Source organism: Sulfurimonas sp. (assembly GCF_023228785.1).
Taxonomy (GTDB): Bacteria; Campylobacterota; Campylobacteria; order Campylobacterales; family Sulfurimonadaceae; genus Sulfurimonas.
In genome coordinates this window covers 1-21,579 of record NZ_JALOAN010000031.1, presented here as the reverse complement: position 1 = coordinate 21,579, position 21,579 = coordinate 1, and the positions used below count along the sequence as shown (strand labels likewise).

Genomic DNA, 21,579 nt, shown 5'->3' with positions numbered 1-21,579 from the left:
TCTTAAGCAATTTGTACAAAACTAGTCCCATCTCCATTTGGGATAATCTTGATCTGCAAAGGTATCCGCTCTTTTAAAGCTTCTACATGAGAGATGACTCCGACCATTTTTCCGCCACTTTGTAGAAGATTTAGAGCGTTTAGTGCAGTCTCTAAGCTCTCTTCATCTAGTGTTCCAAAACCCTCATCTAAAAAGAGTGAGTCTATGGCTATTTTTTGGCTTGCTAGTTCTGAGAGTCCGAGGGCTAGGGCTAAGCTTACTATGAAGCTCTCTCCGCCAGACAGGGTACTAACAGGGCGGATGGCGTTACCCTGATAAGCATCTATAACCTCTAGATCTAGTAGTTTGTCGTCATTTCTTGTTAGTGTGTAACGTGAGCTTAGGATCTCAAGATGCTTGTTCGCTAAGTTTATAAGTTGCTCTAGAGTAATGCCTTGTGCGAACTTTTTAAACTTTGTACCATCAGCAGATCCAACGAGTTCATTTAACTTTACCCAAACTTTAAAAGAGTCTTGTTTTAGTGCAAGTGATCCCATTCTACTCTTATGCTTATCGCTGTTTTCTTGGTTTACTTCTAACTCTTTTTTTTCACTTCCAATGCTCTCTTGAAGTGCATTTGCTTTTTGTTCTAACAAGGCTTGCAGTGTTTGTAGATCCTTACTAGATCTCCTGCTTACTGGCATCACTTTGTGCTCTTGTAGTTTTTTAGAACTCTCTGCTTTTAGTGTTTGCGAGAGTGTAAAAGCATCTTCTATGTTTTTACAAAAGTTAGATAAGTCGGCTCTTTTCTCATTGCTAAGCTGTGCATCTAAAAACTCTTGTTCATCTTTAAACTCATTTTCTTTGTATAGATCTAGGAGCTTTAAGCTTAAGAGATCTACTCTTTTTTCATCTTCAGAAATCTTAACTTCTAGATCTTTTTTATAACTAAAACGCTCTTTTTGCTGTGTTATAAGTTCGCTCAAGTTATCTTTAAAGAGTTGAACTCTGCTTTGCAATTCTTGGTATTTTAGAGTTATCTCTTTTTCGTAGATCTCTAGATCTGTAACATCTACTATGTTTTTACGCTTAGAAGATAATTCTTTTAGGGATAGATCTAGCTCTTTTAAACTCTCTTCATCTCTTTTTATCTCTGCTATTAGTGAGATCTCTCTAGTTTGGCTCTCTTTTTTGTTAAGCTCATTTTTTGTCAGATCTAGCTCTAAACGCGACAACTCTTTTAAAGTTTGTGCGTAGATCTCTTCTCTTTTAACAAGCTCTTTGTGCTGGATTTCTATGTTTTGTAGATCCAAGCCAAACTCTTTAAAGTGTGATTTTAAAATTTCTAGATATTTTTGAGTTTTTGCTTCGTTTGTTTTTAGATCTAGCAAAGCTTGTTCTTTTTGAGATATATGTTTTTGGATCTCTGCATTTAGAGCGTAATATGACTTCTCCTCTACTTGTATAAGATCTCTTACTTTGTCCATCTCACGATAAAGTTCATCTTTTTTTGCGCGCGTTTGTTCTATCTCAACTAATCTACTATTTAGCCTCTCTATATTTTCTTCACGCTCTTTATTGAGAGTTGCAATATGCTTGTTAATGTCCTCTATATTTGCATCTTGTGCATCATTACTAACTCTTTTGTACTCAAGCTCTATCTCTTTTAAAGCAGTAGAGAGTTTATCAACTTCTACTTTTATAAGCTTATACTCTTCATCTTTTTCTAAGAGAGATCTATCAAAGAGTTTTGTTTTTTCTAGGCTCATTTCCTGAATTTTTTCTTCATCTCTGTAAAGAGCTATATTTTGCTCAATTACCCCAAGAGTTGAGTTTAATTTTTCATCTCTATAGTTGACTTCAAGGTAAGTTTTTTTACTCTTTATCTGATTTTGGATCTGCTCATCTTTTAAAAGTAGAGTCTTTAGAGTTACACTAACTTCTTTTAAACTCTCTTTCTTAGCCTCGCAAACAGCTTGTAGTTTAGTTTTGCTCTCATTGGTTTGGAACTCTTTTGTCTGGATCTCAAATGCGAGTTTTAACTTCTGTTTTTCTCTCTCAAACTCTATGGTTTTTTCTTTATAGACTTTCTCTAAAGAAGTGTACTCTTTGGATTTTTGCTCAATAGTTCCATCCAAAGTTACAAGTTCAGAGCTTAGTTTTACTAAGGTGGTTTTATCACTCTTTAGACTCTCTTGGATCTGAGTAAAAGAGGAGTGAGTTGATGAGACATTTAGTGCTTTGTTTGCTAAAGAGAGTTTTAAAAACGACTCTTTATGCTGCTCTTTTAGCTTTGTAGATCTTGTAAAATCCTCTTCATGTTTTTTAGCTTCAAGTGTAAGCTCTACTAGCCTTTGAGTCCAGTTTAGCTCTCTTGCTAACTCTTTTAGTTGCTCATCTGTTTTTTGCTTCTCTTTTGTGTTTTGCTCAAGCTCTTTTTGTTTTTTAAGAACTTCTTCTTCACTTAAGAGTTCTATGGATTCTAAGATCTTCTGATCTGACTCCATCTCTTGCTTTAAGTCTCGGTGCTTATCAAAGACAGCTATAGAAATGTCCGCATAGATCTGTGTACCTGTAATCTTCTCTAAAAGCTCTGAACGCTCTTTTTCATCTGCTTTTAAAAAGGCATCAAATCCACCTTGAGCTAGTAACATAGACTGAGTAAAACGCCCAAAGTCTAAACCTGAGAGCTCTTCTACTTTTTTAGCTACATCTTTTGACTTTAGATCTAAAACTTTGTCAGTGCCCAGATCTACTAGCTCCATCTTTGCAGTTTGAAACTTTCCATCGTGCTTTTTATGTGCTCTTTTTTGTGTCCATGAAGATCTATACCTCTTGTTTTTGATCTCAAATTCCACTTCACAATAGGCCTCAGCGGAGTGTCTTGACATCAAGTCATTTGGATTTTTAAGTCTTGAAGTTCGACCATAAAGAGCACAAGAGATAATGTCAAGAAGTGTACTTTTTCCAGATCCAGTTGGTCCTGTGATGGCAAAAAGAGCACTGTCTTTAGTGAGATCTAAAAAGTCCACTTCTGTTCTGCCAAGAAGCGAGTTTATGTTTAGAGCTTTTAGTGAGAGAATCTTCATCTGTCTTCTACCTCACTTACAATTTCTTTAAACTTTACGAGTAGATCTTTTGCTAGTTCTTCATCTTCTAAAGCTTCTAACTCAACTCTCTGCTTAAAAACCTCAAGAGGGTTTAACTCATCAAGGCTTATAGCGTTAAAAGTGTTGGCAGTAAAAAGTGTTTGTTCTTTGTCAATCTTTACAGCTAAAAGTGTTAGATCTAGCTCTTTTGCTCTTGTTCTGATGCTCTCATTCGCATGAAAAGGGTTTTCATCTTTTATATGGATCTCGATCCATGTCTCTTTATTTGTTATGCTCTCAAGCTCTTTTATTACAGATCTAGTATCTCCGCGAATAACAAGCAGTTTTCTAAATAGTGGAATATCAAGCTCTGTGACTTCTACTTCGCCACTAACAAACTCTACAATATTTACTTTTTTTTGCGAGTTTGACTCACTAAAACTAAGTGGTATTGGAGATCCACTATAACGAACTCTCTCGGATCCGACTCTCTGGTTTATATGAAGATGTCCAAGTGCTACATAGTCGAAATCTTTAAAAAACTGGCTGTCTAGATCCAAAGTTCCGCCTATGTAGATCTCTCGCTCAGACTCACTTGTTTTAGATCCTAAGGTAGTTAGATGCCCAGTAGCGATGATGGGAACATCTTTTGAGATCTCTTTTGCTTTTTCATAGACACTTTTATAATGTTCTTTTATGCCAAGAGAGAGTGCTGACTCTTTGTCACTCATAGTCTGGGCACTTTGAGATCTGCGAACTACGAAATCTCGCAAAAAAGGAACTGCACAGACAATTCCTTGTAGCTCTTTATCATCATAAAGAGCAATAACTTCATCCTCATCTTCATCGCCAGATGTTATGACATGAACATTTAAAGCACGAAGCAGTTGCTTTGGAGCTTTTAGAGTAGCTACAGAGTCATGGTTTCCAGCTGTTATGATGATGTTTTTGCATATTGAGGAGATCTTAGTTAAGAAGTTGTAGTAGATCTCTAGCGCATAGTTTGGAGGGGTAGCAGTATCAAAAATATCGCCTGCAACTATGAGAGTGTCAATGCTTTCTTGCTCTATAGTTTGCAAAAGCCACTTCAAAAAAGCCTCATGCTCATCCAAGCGACTCTTACCCATAAAACTCTGCCCTAAATGCCAATCCGATGTATGAAGTATTTTCAATCTGTCCCCATTTTTTATATAGATATTATTATAGCAACTAGAGCTTATTTATGGTTAAATGCAAATTTAAATAATTGACACAACATACTAATTATGGTATATTGTGACAATAAATAAGAGGAGTTTTTATGAGTGATATAAAAAGTGTTAGAGAGATAATAAATACTCTACCTTTTAATAAAGAGTTTGGATATGAAATATTTGAAAATCTTGATATATCAACTATAAGTATGCAAAAATCAGTACATAGATCTCCTCATTTAATAGCACAAACCAAGAGAGGTAAGTTTTATAGAAAGCTTATTCCAGAAGCTAGCGATAGTTTTTTACTAACAAATGCTAAGCCTTATGAGTATTATGATAATGAAAAAGTAGCTCTATATGACCCTAAAAGATTTAACTCAAAAGAGATATGGCAAAGCTCAAAACCCTCTTACCAAAAGATAACAACAATTATAAGAAGAACACTATCTGCGATGGATAAAGAAGATATTTATGAGTTATGCTTAATGTTTGGAATACAAAGGGTGAAAATGGAGCTAATTTTAATGTATAAAGAGATGTATAAAGATGGTTTTATAAATCTAAATGGATTAGAATTAAAACTAAATGGCAGATATGACAGAGATGCTTCATATAAAATATTACGAGGTTATATAGATGACATTAGCAGTAAAAAAAGCACTAACTAAACTAGCAAGTACTGCTCTTTTTGAGAGAGAACTTTACTTTATTGGCGGAACTGCTTTAGCGTATTATTTATGTCATAGAATATCTGAAGATGTAGATATTGTATCTCCAAAAAAACTTCCATATAAAGAGATTGAAAGTGCTATGTTATCTCTAGGTGCAGTAAAACAAAAAGACATATATGAAAGTGCATTAAGAATCAATGGATTAAATCCAAGTGAATATATGTTGAAGTTTTTATTAGATGATGTAAAAGTTGAGTTTTTTGCTGCATCTACAAATATTATGAAAAGTATTATAGATAAAGCTATGCTTCAAAGGTATGAGCCGACAAGTATAAAAATGCTTGATTTAAAAAGCATTTCTAAGTTAAAACTGATAGCACTTTTAAACAGAATAAAATCTAGAGATATTTATGATCTAAATGAAATAATAAAATCTAAAATATTATCTCTTGATGAAATTTTATATCTTTGTATGGAAGTAAAAAAAATAACAACATCTCAAGAACTAATAAGGTTTATAGAAAATATGCAAGAAAAAGATGACGATGAAATAGTTTATCTTGATGAAAAATTCCCTATAGCTTTAAATTTTAAAGAGTTACAAAAAGAACTTATTGAAAATATTGGTAGATATTTTACAAACAACTCTTTATAGTTTTTAGATCATTAAAAGTGACTTTCTTTAGCTCTGGATTTCTTTGTAGGTATATGGGGTGGTAGATTGGGATAAGTTTGTACTGCTTGAAGTCTATAACATGTCCTCTTACATTTTGAAAATCTGTTTGTTCGTTTGTTAGTTTGTAGTAAGCATCTTCACCTAGAGTTACTATGACTTTTGGTTTTATGAACTCTATTTGTGATAAAAGATATGACTTGCAAGAGTCCCATTCTGAGGCAGATGGAAGGTTTGAATTTAGTGGTTTGCACTTTATAGCGTGTGTTATATAGACATCTTGAGTCCTTAGATCTAAGACATTTTCTATCATTTTTCTCAAGCTATCACCACTTCTACCGCTATAGTATTCGTTGTTTGCATCTTCACTCATTGAGACGCTAAAGTCTATAAACATGAGCGTTGCATTTTCATTTCCAAATCCGCTCATACTCTGTTTTCTTGATTTACTCAGATCACAAAGATGACATGAGGTTATATTTTGAGAGAGTTGTTTTAGTGTTGTTGGTTTTTCATGTGTATTTGCTTCATTTATAAAAAAAGGATCGGTGTAGTCAAAACCAAGAGCTTTTAGGCGATAAAGATTTTGAAGGAGGACTAAATTTTGAAAAGATTTCACACAAATGCCTACTAAATAAATTTTTATCAGTATAGTTAAAGTGTAGTTAAAATCTACTTTGAAGAAGTTTTTATGATAAAATGACGAACTTTAAAAGGATGAAGTATAAGCATGGATAATAAAAAAAACATTTTAGGTATATATAATTTTAAGTTGACATCATCAACAGAAGTTGCTTCTACTGTTAGGCAAATCATAGACATTGGCAGTCAAAGCCTGCTTATACATATCTCTTCATATATGCACAATACCGTTTTAGTTCAAAACCTCAAACTTGAGTTAGAAAAAAAACTTCCTAAAGTGAAGATTGTTATGTTTAAACATTTAAATAAAACTTCAACTTCTGTAGTAGTTTATGAACTTGATGAGAACTTAGAAGCACAACGCTTTAGTGATGAAGCACTTAGAGAGATCCAGTTAAAAGATTTTCGTGCAAATAGCTCATTAAAAGAGTGTAAAAAACAGTTACTTAGTAGATACTTTACAGACCACCTAACAAATTTTCCAAACCTTTATCAACTTAGAAAAGACCTACATGATAATGATGGTTATGGCTTAATAACTATAGCTATAGATGACTTTGCAACTATAAATAATTTTTATGGTTTTATGGTGGGCGACTACATAATAGAGCAGGTTGGAAACTTTCTTGCAGAAAATATAAATAAAAAGATCTACAGAGTCTCAGGAACTGAATTTTCGATATTTTTAGATGAAAATCTACCTTTTTATGATCTAAAAGAGTACCTTAGTGAGCTTTATAAGAAAATAAAGCACATTGTAGTTTTTTATCAAGAAAATGAAATAAATGTAAGTTTGACTCTTGCTTCTTGTGTAAATACAAATCAAGAAAACCTATTTTCAAAAATCTCAATGGCTCTAAAATATGCTAAAGATAATAGGCTTCCTTTTTGGATATATGAAGATAGAATGAGATTTGAGAATGAGTATGCGAGAAATCTTAGCATTTCAAATATGGTTAGATATGCGGTTGAGAGAAAAAATATCGTTCCATATTTTCAGCCCATCATTGACAACAAAACACAAGAAATAAAAAAGTATGAATGTTTGGCGAGACTTATAGATGAAGATAAAAACATCATCTCCCCAGCACTTTTTTTGCCTATAGCTAAACGAATAAAAGTTTATAACTATGTTACTCAAATCATTATAGATAAATCTTTTGAAGTTTTTGAAGATACTGACTTTGAGTTTTGCATCAACTTATCGATGGAAGATATTATCAATAGCGAGATGTTTAACTTTATTCTAAATAAACTAAAACATAGTAACGCGTCAACTAGAGTTATATTTGAAATAGTAGAATCAGAAGCTATACAAGACTTTAACAAGATCTCTCGTTTTATACATGAGATAAAAAGATATGGAGCAAAAATAGCCATAGATGATTTTGGGGATGGTTACTCAAACTTTGCGTATCTCACTAAAATGAGTGTTGATTTTATAAAGATAGATGGATCTCTTATACAAGATATAGATACAGATCAAAACTCATACTTAGTTGTTGAGACTATAGTTGGCTTCGCAAACAAATTAGGTATAAAAACCATAGCAGAGTTTGTTCATTCAAGCACAGTTTTAAACAAAGTTAAAGAGCTAGGGATTGATTTTTCGCAGGGCTATCATATAGATAAACCGTGTATTAGTATCTAAATAGAGTTTAATAAAATTGATTTAGATAAGTAACAAAAATAAATAATGAAGTGTTTATTATATTTTTAGCTATAATTATTGCTAATAATCATTAATAAAGGTAATTCATGAAACTCATTGATATATTAAACGAAATGAATTCGTTTGAAAAAAATTCTTTTCTTAAAATTCTTGACAACATAATTGTTGGAAATAGTTTGCATGAGCAAAAAGAAGTTGAAGCTATTTTATCTTCAGCAGATGGTGGTTTGAAAAATGCTGATTTTAAAAACATAGTAAAAGTTTTTGATTTATTAGAAAAACAATATTCAGAGAATATAGTTAATGAGTTAACTAAAATAGAATCACAAATTGATTTTATTTCTAATATTTTAATTCGTGATGGTAATTCAATTATGAAATATGATTGGTTTTCTAAGCTTTATGAAAAAGAAATTAAACAACACAAAGACAGTGTAAAGTCCTTAGAAAATGAATTGTCAAATAATTTATCAGAGCTAAGTGAAGAACGTATAAAAGATTATAAGATCTATAAAGCTTGTTTGCAAACTGCCTATCATAATGATGAATTGAATAATCAAGAGTCTAAAATTACATCAGATGAACAATCAATTCTTACAACACTTGCAAATGAGCTCTCCCTTTCGCAAAATGAACTACAGTTAATTAAATATATGATTTTACCCTTAAAAAAACACTCTATTGATGAAATTATCAATGATTTAAAAAATGCAGGGATTATTTTCTTTTCAAAGAAAACAAATATTATTTACATCTCAAATGAAATTGTATCATTGCTTAGAAAAATCAAAGGGAGAGAAGTAGCAGATAAGCATGTTAGACGTATATTAAAACTTTTAACGGATCCGCAGCTTAATATGGTTTGTAGAAAACATAACATTGCCTTTAAAAATGTACAGACTGAAGAAAAAATCAAAACTTTAGTAAATAGCGGAATTTCTTTTCGTAAACTTTTATCAGAAGATATTTTTAAAACAGATATTAGCTTAACAGAGCGAAAAAATCTTCTTAATGATATTGCCGAAAATGGATTGAACTTTGCAAAACCTTTAAAAGGTTCTACTGTAGATGAAAAGATAGATTCACTAATAGAGTATTTTAATGATATAGATCTTAATGATTCTATAGGAATTTCAATAGGAGGATATGAGCATTTACTTGTTGATTTAGAAGATGTTTTCAGTAAAGAAATATCTATCATATTTAAAAAAGCTTTTGAATTACAAGAGGAAAATATATTAAATGCAAATATGTTGTTGAATTATAATATCAAACCAAGAGATCTGCTAGAAATATTAGACACAGGTGATTTAAAAAAGTTTTGTGTTGAAAAAAGTATAAAAAGTAGAGGAAATATTGTACTAAATATTCTTGAAGCATATAAAAATAATGATTATTTAGAAATAGAGAATTATGCAAGTATTGGTTTGAGAGACTTAAATACACTAAAATCAAATGGTTTGATAATAAAAGAAGCAGAACTTGGTGTGAAGTTTGAAGATATTACAAAAAATATTTTTATCAAACTAGGTTTAAATGTAGATGAAAAGCTCAGAAAAGAAATAAGCACAAATAAAGATAAAATAGATATTGTTTTAAGAATAGGAGATAATGAAATCATTATTGTTGAATGTAAATCAATAAAAGAGTCAGGATATAATAAATTTAGTTCAGTATCTAGACAAATAAAGTCTTATGTTAGTGTTGCACAAAAGAAAGGATATAGTGTTGTGAAATCTTTACTAATATCACCAGAATTTACAAATGATTTTATAAATGAATGTGAATTAGATTTTGACTTAAATTTGTCATTAATACAAGCAGAAACGTTAAAAAATATACTCGAAGCATTTGAAGCATCCAAGTTACAAATATTTCCATTTAAATTATTTAGAGATGTTCTTATAAAAGAAGAACGTATAATTATGGCTATAAAAAAATAAATTACTTTATATAAAAGCTTTAGAAAAAATGTAGTTTAGATTTGATTCTAAATTATAATGAGTTGTAGATAAAATAGTTACTAAGAGCTAAAAAACTCTTAGTAAAAAAGTTAAAATTACGCTGTTACTTCTACAATAACAGGAGTTGATTCCCAGATACCGTGTTTTGTACAGTAACCGTGAGCTACAAGGTTTAGTTTTTTACTAGTTGGGATGATAGTAAAAGTTGTAGTGTTGTGAGCTTTTACATTTCCTAGAGTTCCTGGAACATAAGAAGCAGTTGCAAGTTTTGTCTCACCATTAAAAAGTGAAACACTCTCTATATAGTGATCAAAATCATCTGGATGAGAGTACTCATTACCCATTTTTACAGTTACAGCAAATGGCTCACCAACTTTTGCAGTATCTGCACAGTGGATAAATGGAGAGTGACGGTCTATAAGGTCTTTTTTAGCTTCTCTCTCAACTGTATCTATATCAACATATTTGTTAATCTTTGGCATTTTTAATTCCTTTGTTTTGTTTTAATTTATGTTGCAATTGTAACTTAAAATCATTTACCTAGATATAAAGAAGAGTTTATCAATCTTGTTTAAGAAATGTTTTATAAAAGAACTTTTTAACCAAAAAGTAGATAAAATCCACTCAATTTAATACAAGAGAATAATGATGTTAAAACCACTACTTATAGAGATAGGTGTTGAAGAGTTGCCAGCTGCTCCACTTTTAAAAGAGTTGAAAAATATTGAAAAAAAATATGTAGACATTTTAGAGAAAAACTCTCTTTTAGGCGACTTTGAATTTTACTACACTCCTAGACGATTGGTTATATGGCATAGAGAGTTTAACACTCATCAAAGAGATAGTGTAGAAGAATTTTTTGGTGCACCTCTTAGTGTTGCATATAAAGATGGCAAAGCTACACCAGCGGCTGAGGGTTTTGCTAAAAAATGTGGAGTTTCTCTTAGTGAGATTGGCACGTGTACAAAAAACAATAAAGAAGTTCTTTACTATAAAAAAGATGTAAAAGGGAAGGCTTCTGTCGAACTAATAGAAGGCATCATTAAAGAGTGGATAACATCGCTTGACTTTGGCAAGTCAATGAGATGGGGAAGTTTAGATGAGAGCTTTATAAGACCTATCCGTTGGGTGAATGTACTCTTAGGCGATGAGCTTGTAGATGTTGAACTTTTTGGTGTTAGATCTAAAAAAGAGACATATCTTCATCGCATTTCAAGATTTGGATCTTTAGAGATCTCTGGTGCAAAAGAGTATTTCGATGCTTTAAAGGCTGGTGGTGTTACACTATTTCAAGAACAAAGAAAACAAAATATCTTAAGTGATTTCTTAGCGTTAGAAGCAAAATATGGCATAAACATAGATGCTGATAAAGATCTACTAGATGAGATCGTAGCTATAACTGAGCATCCAAAAGCACTTTTGGGAACATTTGATGAGGATTTTTTAAGACTTCCTCCTGAGGTTATAATCACTTCTATGAAAGAGCATCAGAGATATTTTGCAGTCTTTAAAGATGGCAAACTTTTAAATAAGTTTGTAGTTGTCTCAAACGCTTTTACAGATGATTATAGAAAAGTAGTTGAAGGCAATGAGAGAGTTCTTCGTCCGCGTTTAGCTGATGGACTCTTCTTTTATGACAATGATATAAGAGAAGGTTTAAGCACAGATGGACTTGAGAGAGTCGCCTTTTTTAAAGGTCTTGGAAGTGTAAAAGACAAGGTAGAGAGGGAGACAAATATTGCGACTTCACTCTTTGATAACTATCAGGTAGATGCTAAAAAAGAAGATCTAGTTCGAGCTATCTCTCTAGCTAAGGCAGATCTAACTAGTGAAATGGTTTATGAATTTACAGAGCTTCAGGGGCTTATGGGACATTATTATGCACTAAAACAAGGTGAAAGCAAGGAAGTTGCAACTGCTATAAAAGAGCAGTACTTACCAGATGGTGAAGATAGCGACCTGCCATCAACTCCTATGAGTGCAGTTGTCGCGATGAGCATCAAACTAGATACTCTTTTGGCACTCTTTAGTATAAATGAGATACCAACAGGTTCTAGAGATCCTTTTGCTCTTCGTCGTGCAGTAAATGGCATCATAAGAATAACAAAAGAGTATAATTTTGAGTTTGACATACTAAAGAGTGTTAAAGAGTTAGCTTCTATTTATGCACCGATAGATATGCAAAAGCTAGAGAGTTTCTTTTTAGAACGTATAAAACAGTACTACAAGGTAAATCCTTCTATAGTTGAAGCAGTTATTGGATCTGGTGAGAGAGAGATTGTTGCTATGGGTAAAAAGATAGAAGCGCTCTCAAATATCGCCTCTTCAGAAGGATTTAGTGAGTCCTTTTCTACGTTTAAAAGAGTTGCAAATATCACTAAAGATATAGATCTCACACAAGAGATGAATGTAGATTTGAAGCTTTTTGAAGAAGATGCAGAGAGTAAGCTTCATGATTCTTATAAAAAAGTCACTGCTTGTGCATACGGCTCTTACGAAGAGGAGTTGGATGCACTTTTAGGACTAAAACCTGAACTTGATAAGTTTTTTGAAGATGTGATGGTAAATGCTGAAGATGAAGCTATAAAAAACAACAGAAAATCTTTAGTAGCATCCATATACAAGAGCATCCTAAAGATAGCAGATATAAAAGAAGTTAGTCTTTAGATCTGTGAGATTAAAGCTTAAGTTAGACAATTTTATTTTAAAAATGGTGAAAAATGACACTTAAAAATCTTTTATATTTTCTCTTGGTTATTTTCTTAAGTGGATGCACTCAAGCATATAATACAACAAGTAGTGAACACTTCGATGCACTAGATAAGCGAATAACTCTTCTAGAACAAAACATAAGTCAAAAGCTTGAAAAAAACGATGAGGATTATAAACGATTAATAGAATCATCTCTAATACAACAAAGTGAAAACTATGCGTCTTCAATAAATGAACTAACTACTTTAGTTAAATCTAAAAAACCTGCCAAAGTAAAGCAACAACCTATAATAATTCAAAAAAAAACAACAACAAGCCTTAAAGAAAAACTAATAGTTGGAAGCGTTGAAAAGGTTCATATTTATCCATCTAATATCATAATGGATGCTAGAATTGACACAGGCGCTGAGACTTCTTCTATAGATGCAAGGGAGATAACAAGGTTTGAGAGAGATGGCAAAAAGTGGGTGCGATTTACCTTAGTCGATAGAAAAACAAATATACCTTATGTAATGGAACGTAAAGTAATTAGAGTTGTAAGAATATCACAATCTTCTCTTGAAAAAGAGTATGAAAAAAGAGTGGTAGTTGTTCTTAAAATAACTATTGGCGATAAAAAAGAGTTAAGTGAATTTACTCTGACAGATAGAGAGCATATGCAGTTTCCAATGTTGATTGGTCGAAATGCTCTTCAAGATGTTATTGTAGTAGATGTTAGTGGCGAATATTTAGCTCCACTTACAATAGAAAAAACAAAAAAATGATATCTAAAAGATTTTTACAGCTCTTTGTACTTGTACTGACTTTACTTGGGGTATTTATCGCCATTATGAGACATGAACAAACGCAGATTCCTTTTTTATCAAATAATAAAAAAGATGTTTGGATGGTTGAAGCTAGAGTGGACTTTAAGGCACAAAAAAATAGACCAATAACAGTTAGTCTATCTTTACCAGAAGATACCTTGGGTTATAAGCTATATTTCGAGCAGAGTGTCTCAGCTGGATATGGTTTTAGCATGGTTCAAAAAGATGGGATCAAGCGTGGAGAGTGGAGTATTCGCCAAGCACAAGGAAAACAAACACTCTACTATAAAGCGCAGATCGTACAAGACTTTTCAAATGATCTACCTTTAAAGAAAGTAGAGTCAGAGCTTCACATTAAAGATGAGATCCTTTGGAGTGCATCTGAACAAATTGCTGCAAATGAGATAATAGATCTAGCATATGCAAAATCAAGCAATAATATAACTTTTACAAGAGAACTTATAAAGATTCTTACAGATATGCAAACAAGAAAAGATGGCTCTTTACTTTTACTAAAGCGTGAGTATATAAATGTACTTAGTAAGCTTTTATCTGATGCAGGTGTACTTCATCGGATCTCACTAGCATTAGAGCTAGAAGATGCAAGAAGAAATCAATCTCTTACTTCTGTAATAGAAGTGCTCGATAAAGATGAATGGGTACTTTTTGATCCAAACAATGCACTGCAAGAAGAGGATAAAAACTTCTTTTTATGGACACGAGGTGGAAAGTCACTCATAGAAATCCAAGGAGGAAGTAATGCAACCGTTAACTTCTCCATGGTTAAACAAAGTATGCCAGCACTAGAGTTAGCACAAGCACACTTTGATGAGAGTGGATTTGGGATCTTTAGTATTCATCGCTTACCAATTGAAGAGCAGAGTCTCTTTAAAATACTTCTACTCTTGCCTATAGGTGCTCTTATAACTGTTTTTATGCGCCTAATTATAGGTATAAAAACATCAGGAACATTTATGCCCGTACTTATTGCTATGGCATTTTTACAAACATCACTTTTTTTAGGACTGCTCAATTTTGTAGTGCTTGTAGCTATTGGACTTATACTTAGAAGTTATCTCTCTAACCTTAACCTTTTACTAGTCTCAAGGATCGCTACTATCATAGTTATAGTGATCTTTTTAGTCGCTTTTATGACTCTAGTAGGCTATGAATTAGGGTTTAACACTGGTATGAGTGTAGCATTTTTCCCTATTATTATTCTTGCATGGACAATTGAGCGAATGTCTATACTTTGGGAAGAAGAGGGTGCTAAAGAGGTTTTAACACAAGGCAGCGGAAGCCTTTTGGTTGCTGTTCTTGCTTATATGGCTATGGTTAATGGATATGTAGCACATCTATGTTTTAACTTTCCAGAACTCCATCTCATCGTCATCGCACTTATGATTCTTATGGGGAGATATACAGGCTATAGACTCTTAGAACTTCGTCGTTTTCGTGAGTTTAAAAATAGCTAATGTTTAGTTTTATAACTCCTTTTGCACTTAAGAGAAGTGGGATCTTAGGCATGAATAGCCGCAATATAGAGTTTATTAGTCGCTACAACAATCGTAAACTCTTTCCTTTAGTAGACAACAAACTTCAAACTAAACTCTTAGCTAATGAATACGGCATAAACACTCCTGAACTTCTCTTTGTTATGCAGTATCAACATGATGTTTATGAGCTTAAAGAAAAGCTAAAAGATATCTCTTGTTTTGCTATAAAACCAGCCTGTGGATCTGGTGGTAAAGGTATCTTAGTTATTAAAGGCAGAGAGGGCGAGGGTTTTGTAAAATCAAGTGGAATGATTATAGAAGTTGAAGAGGTTATAAGGCATGTTACAAACATTTTAGCGGGGCTTTACTCGCTCTCTGGAGATCAAGATGTGGCACTTGTAGAGACTTTGATCGAAGCAGATACGGTATTTGATGACTACTCTTACCAAGGTGTTCCAGATATACGCATTATAGTTTTTCAAGGTTATCCTGTTATGGCGATGCTTCGTCTCTCTACCAAAGATTCAGATGGTAAAGCTAACTTACATCAAGGAGCGGTTGGTGTTGGGCTTGATATTAAAACAGGTAAGCCAATTAATGCTGTAATGAATGGCAAAAAAGTACTTATTCACCCAGATACAAAGCACAGTTTTGATACTATAAAAATAGAAAATTGGAGAGAATTATTGCTCTTAGCATCGAGTTGTTACGATATGACTAACCTTGGTTATTTAGGTGCAGATATAGTCTTAGACAAAAACAGAGGTGCAATGCTTTTAGAATTAAATGCAAGACCAGGTCTCTCCATACAAGTGGCAAATTCTAAGGGATTACTTCCAAGACTAAGAGAGATAGAAAAAGTAGCTTCAAAGAGAACAAATGTCCAAAAAAGAGTGGATTTTGTTCTTGAGAAAGAGGGCTTTTAATTACAGTTTTTGAACTTTTGGTGGAATAGTTTTAAAAGCTTCTTTAAAGCCTTTTGCTCTTACATCTTTTGCTTTTCCAAGAGCTAGTGGAGATAAAAAGTAACCGATCTCTAGTGCTTCTTGCTCATCATGGTTGTTGTCGTACATAAAGACTATAGTTTTATCTAGCTTTTGAACTTGGGCAGATAAAGCTCTTACATATGCAATAATAGCTTTGTGGTGTCTGTCATGTTTGTGTCCAGATCCAAAAAAGACAAATTTACCACTAAGTCTGATATTTGGAATATCCATATAATTTAGATTTTTGTCATATCTTGTATATTGATCTGAGTTAAATTTATCTAGATCTGCATCAAGCTCTTCTAAGATAGGCGTTGGTTCTATGTTTTCTCGGTTTAGTGAAAAAAGATATTTAATCTCTACAAGTTTACAAGGGTAGACTTTTTTGAGACCTGCATTTATTACATAACTCATAGGATATTCATTTAGTTTAACAAACTTATCATAACTCTCAAAACCATCTTCTTTTAAAAAACGACTAGGTTTAAAACCTACAGGAGATGTCTCTGGATTGTAAAGTATAATAGTCCCAGCTACGCTTTTTCGTTTGTTTTTGAGCAGAACTTCTAGTTCATCTATAGTGATTTCGTCTTCATCGCTCTCATTGAAATAGATATATTGTTCTACTAAGTAGTCCATATCGAAGTTTGTTGAGTACTTTCCAAATATTTGCATCTGTTTTAATCCTTATAATTGTCGAAATTGTACTTAGTTTTGTTTAAAATGTCTATTTTTATTTAAGATATAGGTTCAAGCTTAAAAAAGAGCGAGTTTAATATTTAACTTTTGCTAAGTATAGCCCATTACTAGGTGCTGGTTTTAGTTTGTGCTTCTTTTTACAAGATAGAGACTCTTTAATCTCTTGCTCTTCTATCTTTAAAAGTGCGGCTACCATAAGGCGTATTTGGCTTCTTAAAAATCCATTTGCCTCAAAGTGTAAAACTATAAAATCTTTGTGTCTATATGCAAAAGCTTTGTAGATCTCTCGGATGCTACTCTTTGTATCGCTTCCCATCTTCATAAAGTTAGCAAAGTCGTGTCTTCCTTTAAAAAGCTCTATATTATTTTCTATCTTTTTAAAATCTATAGAGTCTACAAAAGTTACAAAGTTAGCTTCAAATGGATTACCATTAGCTACTTTTATTATATATCTATAGACTCTTTTTTTAGCACTATATCTTGCGTGAAAAGCATAATCTACTTCTTTTAAGTTCTTGATGAGGATGCTAGAAGGCAGCATAGAGTTTAAAGCTCTTTTTAACTTCTTAAGATCTTGCCAATATAGTGGTAGATCTAGATGACAAACTTGAGCAGTTGCATGAACTCCCTTATCAGTTCTACCAGAAGCAACAATCTTAGAGTCAATCCCTAGTTTTAAAAGGATTGTTTCTAAAGTTCCAACTATAGTGTTAGTAGAACTTTTTTGTGCTTGTGAGCCCAGAAAATGAGTTCCATTGTAAGAGAGAGTTATCGCACAACGCATAGAGAGTTTAAAACCTAGCTAAGATAGTTTTTCTGTAGATAATATAAGTCACTACAAGCCAAGTAAGAGCAACTATTGGAATTGTGTAATAACCAAGTAATTTTTGAGTACCTAAAGTAGCCCCATAGTAGAGAACTACATTTATAAAAAGATAGAGATAGAGCTTAGCTTTTTGCTGTCTTGCATGAACTATACCTATGCTTGCAACTAAAAATAGACTAATAAGAGGGAAGATACTCAAAAGAGTATTTGTTATCATTTTATGCTTTTTTTTCTCTTTCCAAGCATCTGAGAACCAGTACTCTAGTGGTGTCTCATAAGCTGATAAGTATGTAGTAATAGTGTCGTTTATATACATAGTATCAAAATCAATCTGTGAAAACTTTTCTTTAGAATAGCTGTAACCCTCTCCATCCATTAATTTTAGTTTGAGTATCCCAGCGTTGTTAATAATTTCAGCTCTTTTTGCACTAATGATGATCTCTTCTTCTATATTTTTGTTAAAGAGGATAACGTTTGAATAGGTTTCATCTTTATTATCCTCTCCTAGATACAAAAGCCAACTACCAAAACTATGCCCAAATTCTGATGCACTCAAGTTAAACTTTGCTTCACTTTTTTTATAAGTTATAAAGTGGCTTGAGAGTATATCTGTATGTGGAACGAGAACAAGAAAATTAAAAGTCAGTAAAAAACTTAAAATCATAGCTGGTTTTGAAAGTACTTTTAGTATAAATTTTGGATGAATACCAAGAGAGAAGAGTACTACCATCTCATTATCAGTTGAGAGTCTATGGAGTGAAAGAGAAGCTGCAGTGAAAAAAGTTATGGGAAGCGTATAAAACAAAATTTCGGGAAGTACAAAAAGAAATAGTTTTGTCATATCCCAAATATCAAGCTGTATGACGGCTGTATATGTTGCTAGCTTTATCATAAACACTACTGTTGCTATGGCAAACAGAGGTAGAAACATAGATAAAAAAAGTATGTAAAAATTGTTATTTATGTAATTTTTTAATTTATGCATATTAGTAATTTGCCTCGATGTAAGCTAAAATAGGTGAGTCAAAGATAAAAACTATAAGTGTAGCTAGTGCTAAAAATGGTACAAAAGGGACTCTTTGCTCCTCAGCGCTTCTTTTTAAGACTAAAAGCATCACAGGAAGTGCTAAAAGAGCTGACAAAAATATAGCTACAAGTGTTAACTCAACACCAAGTAGTGCTCCCATTGTAGCAGCTACCATAATATCTCCCTCTCCCATAGCTTCAACAAAAGGAGTTCTGTCATAAAACTTATTCCATGAGGTTTTACTCTTTTGTGATGCTCTGTGTATAGATGAAGTTAGATAATAAGAAAGCGCAAATCTAAGCAGAGTGAAACCACCTGCGAAGAGTAGGGCATTTTGAAGATTTATAAATACTCCATTTAAATTCCATGCTCCAAATATTGCAAAAAAGATAGCTAGAAGGTTTAACGAATCTGGAACCATTTTATAACGAAAATCAATAACAGAAAGAGCTAGAAGCATTAAAAAACAAAGAGCTATAAAAAGAGCAGGCAGAACAAGTGTAAATTTAGCAGCTATAAGTAAAAAGATAATTCCAGATAATAGCTCTATGATAGGGTATTGCATAGAAATTTTAGCAGAACAAAATGAGCATTTACCTCTTAAGAAGATCCATGAGACAATTGGTATATTATGCCAAGGTTTTAACGGGTTATTACAACTATAACAGTGTGATGCACCAAAGACAACGCTTTCATTTTGTGGGATTCTAAGAATTACTACATTTAAAAAAGAACCAAAGAGTGTACCTAAAACAAACGCAACAAGAAGCATTATAAACCTCCAAAACGGCGTTGTATTTTTTTAAAGTTTTTTATGATTTTTTCTAATTCTATAGTTGTAAAGTCAGGCCAAAGAGTATCTGTAAAAAAAAGTTCTGCATAAGCTGATTGCCAAAGTAAAAAGTTAGAGAGTCGTTTGTCCCCACCAGTTCTTATAATTAGATCTACACTATCTTTACAATCAAGTGCATTTGAAAGCATCTCTTCGGTAATATCCCCATCGTACTCTTTTAGTTTGTTAGCAGCTCTTAAGATCTCATCATGTGCACCATAATTTAGTGCTAGTGACTGTATAAGTCCATCGCAATGAGCTGTCTCTTGCTTTACTCTTTGTATAGTTTTTTGGAGTGATTTTGAAAAGGCTCTTGTATCGCCTATGGGCTCAAATCTAACATTGTTAGCTAGATATGTTATAAGTTCGTCTTTTAAGTACTTCTCTAAAAGCTTCATCAAAAACTCAACTTCTAAGCGAGGTCTTTTCCAGTTTTCAGTTGAAAAAGCATAAAGAGTGAGTCTTTCTATATCTTCATCTTTGGAACAAAATGTAGTTATCTCTTTAACAACTTTTGCACCAGCCTCATGTCCTTTGACTCTTTTTTTTCCACTAAGTTCAGCCCAACGACCGTTTCCATCCATAATAATGGCAATATGTCTTGCTCTGTTCATCTTAGAGTTCTTTTGCATGCTCTAAGATCTCAAAAGCTAAACTTAGTTTGTCACTCGGAGTTAGAGACTCTATAGCGTTTGGAGTTATAAAGTCTATTTTATTTGTGTCACTTCCAAAACTAGATGAGTCTTCTAGGATATTTAAGCAAACAGCATCTACACCTTTTAGATCTATCATATTTGAAGCATTTTTTATGGCCTCTTGAGGATCCAACTCAGCTTTAAAGCCAATAGTTGTTATATCCGTTTTATCTATAGCTGCTAAGATATCAATATTTTTTTCTAATTCTAGTGCAAATTCAGCGCCAAGAGATTCTTTTTTAAGTTTGCCTTTTTGTATATGTTTGCAAACATAATCACTAACAGCCGCAACCATAAAGAGATATGGTTTTTTTTGTATTAAAGCTATTGCATCACCACTCATTAAAGTTGGCTTGGAGAGCTTTCCTTTTTTAGCTATACGAATGGAGTCAACCAAATACTCCATCATCTCAGATGAGCTCTCTACATCTATGGTGTGCATCTCTTTTGGAATGTTTGATTCAAACTTTGTAGAGATAAGGTTTACATCTGCCCCTCTGCAGTATAGTGCAGTAGCAAGAGCCGATGCCATTTTGCCACTTGAGAAGTTTGAGATAAATCTCACATCATCAATCTTCTCAATAGTCCCGCCACCTGTAACTATAACTCTCCTATCACGCCAAAAATCATCTTGAAGCAGGATCTTCGCACTATGCCAAAATATATCTATAACTTCAGCCATAGCACCATCACCAACACTCTTACATGCTAACTCTTTTGTTTGCGTATCCACAATACTATAGTTTGCGATAGCTAGCATCTTAAGATTTGCCTTTGTAAAAGGATTCTCAAGCATATTTGTATTGGCAGATGGAGCTAAAACTTTTTGTTTAGCAAATGCTAGGGCACATTGAAGTAGCATATTGTCAGCAATGCCGTTTGCGAGCTTTGCTATGGTGTTTGCAGTCGCAGGAGCAATGACGAATAGATCTGCCCACTGAGTTGTTTTTATATGGTTGTGATCATCTACCCATGACTCGCTGACATCATCTAGGACTCTGCTACTTGTAAGTGTCTCAAAACTAAGAGGAGTTACAAACTTCTTAGATGCCTCGCTCATCACAACTTTAACATCAGCTCCAGCTTTTACAAAAAGCCTAACAAGTTCAAGTGACTTATATACTGCAATAGATCCAGTTACTCCTAAGAGTATCTTTTTGTCTTTTAGTAAGTGTGGAGGAATAAGCATAAACGAGCCTTCGTAAAAATATTTATGGATTATACCAAATTTATCTATGAGAAGATTTACATATTGACACATATCAAGCTAAATATTATTAACTTTGATAAGATTACAACTTATAATTAATAAAAGGAATATTTATATGAAAGTTATACTTTACATACTAGCTCTTGGCTTAGCACTTTTTGCAAATACTGCAGATACTGCTACCTGCCATAAGTGTCATCCAACCATAGTTGAGGAATTTGAATCTTCTATGCACAAAAAGTCTTCTATATATGAAGACAAGATCCACAAAGCAGTATGGGATAAGCACCCATCTAAAGAGAAAAATGACTACACTTGTGCAAAGTGTCATACACCAAATGCAACAGATGAAGCGAGTCAAAAAGAGGGCATTACTTGTATCTCTTGTCATACTATTACTAATG

Annotated in this window: 19 protein-coding genes; 9 read left to right on the top strand and 10 right to left on the bottom strand. The window is 32.9% G+C overall.

Going from position 1 to position 21,579, the window contains the following annotated elements; translation table 11 throughout:
• Positions 1-2 precede the first annotated feature (2 nt).
• On the bottom strand, positions 3-3,068 hold the full coding sequence (locus M0Q24_RS08600) for an SbcC/MukB-like Walker B domain-containing protein (protein ID WP_295049679.1): 3,066 nt from the start codon (positions 3,066-3,068) through the stop codon (positions 3-5).
• A complete protein-coding gene (locus M0Q24_RS08595; RefSeq protein WP_295049676.1) occupies positions 3,065-4,240 on the bottom strand; it encodes an exonuclease SbcCD subunit D C-terminal domain-containing protein in 1,176 nt (391 codons plus the stop codon). Before M0Q24_RS08595 ends, M0Q24_RS08600 begins: the two co-directional genes overlap by 4 nt.
• A 128-nt stretch (positions 4,241-4,368) precedes the next feature.
• Between M0Q24_RS08595 and M0Q24_RS08590 the strand changes: the two genes are divergently transcribed.
• Complete coding sequence (locus M0Q24_RS08590; protein WP_295049673.1) at positions 4,369-4,932, top strand: hypothetical protein; 564 nt, start codon at positions 4,369-4,371, stop codon at positions 4,930-4,932.
• Positions 4,901-5,590 (top strand): nucleotidyl transferase AbiEii/AbiGii toxin family protein, encoded by a 690-nt coding sequence (locus M0Q24_RS08585; RefSeq protein WP_295049670.1) that lies wholly within the window; start codon positions 4,901-4,903, stop codon positions 5,588-5,590. The genes M0Q24_RS08590 and M0Q24_RS08585 overlap by 32 nt, the downstream gene beginning before the upstream one ends.
• Here the strand turns inward: M0Q24_RS08585 and M0Q24_RS08580 are convergent.
• Positions 5,571-6,227 (bottom strand): uracil-DNA glycosylase, encoded by a 657-nt coding sequence (locus M0Q24_RS08580; RefSeq protein ID WP_295049667.1) that lies wholly within the window; start codon positions 6,225-6,227, stop codon positions 5,571-5,573. The two genes, M0Q24_RS08585 and M0Q24_RS08580, sit on opposite strands and share 20 nt — an antisense overlap.
• Positions 6,228-6,338: 111 nt before the next feature.
• Between M0Q24_RS08580 and M0Q24_RS08575 the strand changes: the two genes are divergently transcribed.
• Together M0Q24_RS08575 and M0Q24_RS08570 are read left to right on the top strand one after the other, a co-directional pair.
• Positions 6,339-7,901 carry an EAL domain-containing protein gene (locus M0Q24_RS08575; protein ID WP_295049664.1) on the top strand — a complete coding sequence of 521 codons (1,563 nt, stop codon included), beginning with the start codon at positions 6,339-6,341 and terminating at the stop codon, positions 7,899-7,901.
• A gap of 107 nt (positions 7,902-8,008) precedes the next feature.
• Positions 8,009-9,865: a hypothetical protein gene (locus M0Q24_RS08570; protein ID WP_295049661.1), complete on the top strand. Its 1,857-nt coding sequence runs from the start codon at positions 8,009-8,011 to the stop codon at positions 9,863-9,865.
• Between the two features lie 116 nt (positions 9,866-9,981).
• Here the strand turns inward: M0Q24_RS08570 and M0Q24_RS08565 are convergent, their stop codons facing one another.
• Complete coding sequence (locus M0Q24_RS08565; protein ID WP_295049655.1) at positions 9,982-10,368, bottom strand: class II SORL domain-containing protein; 387 nt, start codon at positions 10,366-10,368, stop codon at positions 9,982-9,984.
• Positions 10,369-10,534: 166 nt separating this feature from the next.
• On the opposite strand from M0Q24_RS08565, the gene glyS reads away from it, so the two are divergent.
• The 4 genes from glyS to M0Q24_RS08545 are packed head-to-tail and all read left to right on the top strand — an operon-like array spanning position 10,535 to position 15,826.
• Positions 10,535-12,553 (top strand): glycine--tRNA ligase subunit beta, encoded by a 2,019-nt coding sequence (gene glyS, locus M0Q24_RS08560; protein WP_295049654.1) that lies wholly within the window; start codon positions 10,535-10,537, stop codon positions 12,551-12,553.
• 53 nt (positions 12,554-12,606) lie between these two features.
• Complete coding sequence (locus tag M0Q24_RS08555; protein WP_295049652.1) at positions 12,607-13,362, top strand: ATP-dependent zinc protease; 756 nt, start codon at positions 12,607-12,609, stop codon at positions 13,360-13,362.
• Positions 13,359-14,879 (top strand): inactive transglutaminase family protein, encoded by a 1,521-nt coding sequence (locus tag M0Q24_RS08550; RefSeq protein ID WP_295049651.1) that lies wholly within the window; start codon positions 13,359-13,361, stop codon positions 14,877-14,879. The genes M0Q24_RS08555 and M0Q24_RS08550 overlap by 4 nt, the downstream gene beginning before the upstream one ends.
• Positions 14,879-15,826: an alpha-L-glutamate ligase-like protein gene (locus M0Q24_RS08545; RefSeq protein WP_295049649.1), complete on the top strand. Its 948-nt coding sequence runs from the start codon at positions 14,879-14,881 to the stop codon at positions 15,824-15,826. The genes M0Q24_RS08550 and M0Q24_RS08545 overlap by 1 nt, the downstream gene beginning before the upstream one ends.
• Here M0Q24_RS08545 and M0Q24_RS08540 read toward each other — a convergent pair whose 3' ends face one another.
• The 6 genes from M0Q24_RS08540 to coaBC form a co-directional block, all read right to left on the bottom strand.
• On the bottom strand, positions 15,827-16,561 hold the full coding sequence (locus M0Q24_RS08540) for a hypothetical protein (protein WP_295049648.1): 735 nt from the start codon (positions 16,559-16,561) through the stop codon (positions 15,827-15,829).
• A 97-nt stretch (positions 16,562-16,658) separates the two neighbouring features.
• Positions 16,659-17,369 carry a tRNA pseudouridine(38-40) synthase TruA gene (gene truA, locus M0Q24_RS08535; RefSeq protein ID WP_295049645.1) on the bottom strand — a complete coding sequence of 237 codons (711 nt, stop codon included), beginning with the start codon at positions 17,367-17,369 and terminating at the stop codon, positions 16,659-16,661.
• Between the two features lie 7 nt (positions 17,370-17,376).
• The gene (locus M0Q24_RS08530) at positions 17,377-18,396 is read right to left on the bottom strand and encodes an LptF/LptG family permease (protein WP_295049644.1); all 1,020 of its coding nucleotides are present in this window, start codon (positions 18,394-18,396) and stop codon (positions 17,377-17,379) included.
• Between the two features lies 1 nt (position 18,397).
• Positions 18,398-19,210: an A24 family peptidase gene (locus tag M0Q24_RS08525; RefSeq protein ID WP_295049640.1), complete on the bottom strand. Its 813-nt coding sequence runs from the start codon at positions 19,208-19,210 to the stop codon at positions 18,398-18,400.
• Complete coding sequence (gene uppS / locus M0Q24_RS08520; protein ID WP_295049639.1) at positions 19,210-19,884, bottom strand: polyprenyl diphosphate synthase; 675 nt, start codon at positions 19,882-19,884, stop codon at positions 19,210-19,212. The genes M0Q24_RS08525 and uppS overlap by 1 nt, the downstream gene beginning before the upstream one ends.
• 1 nt (position 19,885) lies before the next feature.
• Entirely contained in the window at positions 19,886-21,154 is a 1,269-nt protein-coding gene (gene coaBC, locus M0Q24_RS08515) for a bifunctional phosphopantothenoylcysteine decarboxylase/phosphopantothenate--cysteine ligase CoaBC (RefSeq protein WP_295049638.1), read from the bottom strand.
• A gap of 136 nt (positions 21,155-21,290) precedes the next feature.
• On the opposite strand from coaBC, the gene M0Q24_RS08510 reads away from it, so the two are divergent.
• Positions 21,291-21,579 (top strand): multiheme c-type cytochrome (locus M0Q24_RS08510; protein WP_295049635.1); only part of this gene is annotated, 289 nt, incomplete at its 3' end.

Excerpts from the sequence above, each read along its gene's own strand:
- M0Q24_RS08585 (WP_295049670.1), top strand. The coding sequence starts at position 4,901 with ATGACATTAGCAGTAAAAAAAGCACTAACTAAACTAGCAAGTACTGCT.
- coaBC (WP_295049638.1), bottom strand. The coding sequence starts at position 21,154 with ATGCTTATTCCTCCACACTTACTAAAAGACAAAAAGATACTCTTAGGA.
- glyS (WP_295049654.1), top strand. The coding sequence starts at position 10,535 with ATGTTAAAACCACTACTTATAGAGATAGGTGTTGAAGAGTTGCCAGCT.
- uppS (WP_295049639.1), bottom strand. The coding sequence starts at position 19,884 with ATGAACAGAGCAAGACATATTGCCATTATTATGGATGGAAACGGTCGT.
- M0Q24_RS08540 (WP_295049648.1), bottom strand. The coding sequence starts at position 16,561 with ATGCAAATATTTGGAAAGTACTCAACAAACTTCGATATGGACTACTTA.
- M0Q24_RS08590 (WP_295049673.1), top strand. The coding sequence starts at position 4,369 with ATGAGTGATATAAAAAGTGTTAGAGAGATAATAAATACTCTACCTTTT.
- M0Q24_RS08565 (WP_295049655.1), bottom strand. The coding sequence starts at position 10,368 with ATGCCAAAGATTAACAAATATGTTGATATAGATACAGTTGAGAGAGAA.
- M0Q24_RS08525 (WP_295049640.1), bottom strand. The coding sequence starts at position 19,210 with ATGCTTCTTGTTGCGTTTGTTTTAGGTACACTCTTTGGTTCTTTTTTA.
- M0Q24_RS08545 (WP_295049649.1), top strand. The coding sequence starts at position 14,879 with ATGTTTAGTTTTATAACTCCTTTTGCACTTAAGAGAAGTGGGATCTTA.
- M0Q24_RS08575 (WP_295049664.1), top strand. The coding sequence starts at position 6,339 with ATGGATAATAAAAAAAACATTTTAGGTATATATAATTTTAAGTTGACA.
- M0Q24_RS08550 (WP_295049651.1), top strand. The coding sequence starts at position 13,359 with ATGATATCTAAAAGATTTTTACAGCTCTTTGTACTTGTACTGACTTTA.
- M0Q24_RS08555 (WP_295049652.1), top strand. The coding sequence starts at position 12,607 with ATGACACTTAAAAATCTTTTATATTTTCTCTTGGTTATTTTCTTAAGT.
- M0Q24_RS08530 (WP_295049644.1), bottom strand. The coding sequence starts at position 18,396 with ATGCATAAATTAAAAAATTACATAAATAACAATTTTTACATACTTTTT.
- M0Q24_RS08600 (WP_295049679.1), bottom strand. The coding sequence starts at position 3,068 with ATGAAGATTCTCTCACTAAAAGCTCTAAACATAAACTCGCTTCTTGGC.
- M0Q24_RS08570 (WP_295049661.1), top strand. The coding sequence starts at position 8,009 with ATGAAACTCATTGATATATTAAACGAAATGAATTCGTTTGAAAAAAAT.
- truA (WP_295049645.1), bottom strand. The coding sequence starts at position 17,369 with ATGCGTTGTGCGATAACTCTCTCTTACAATGGAACTCATTTTCTGGGC.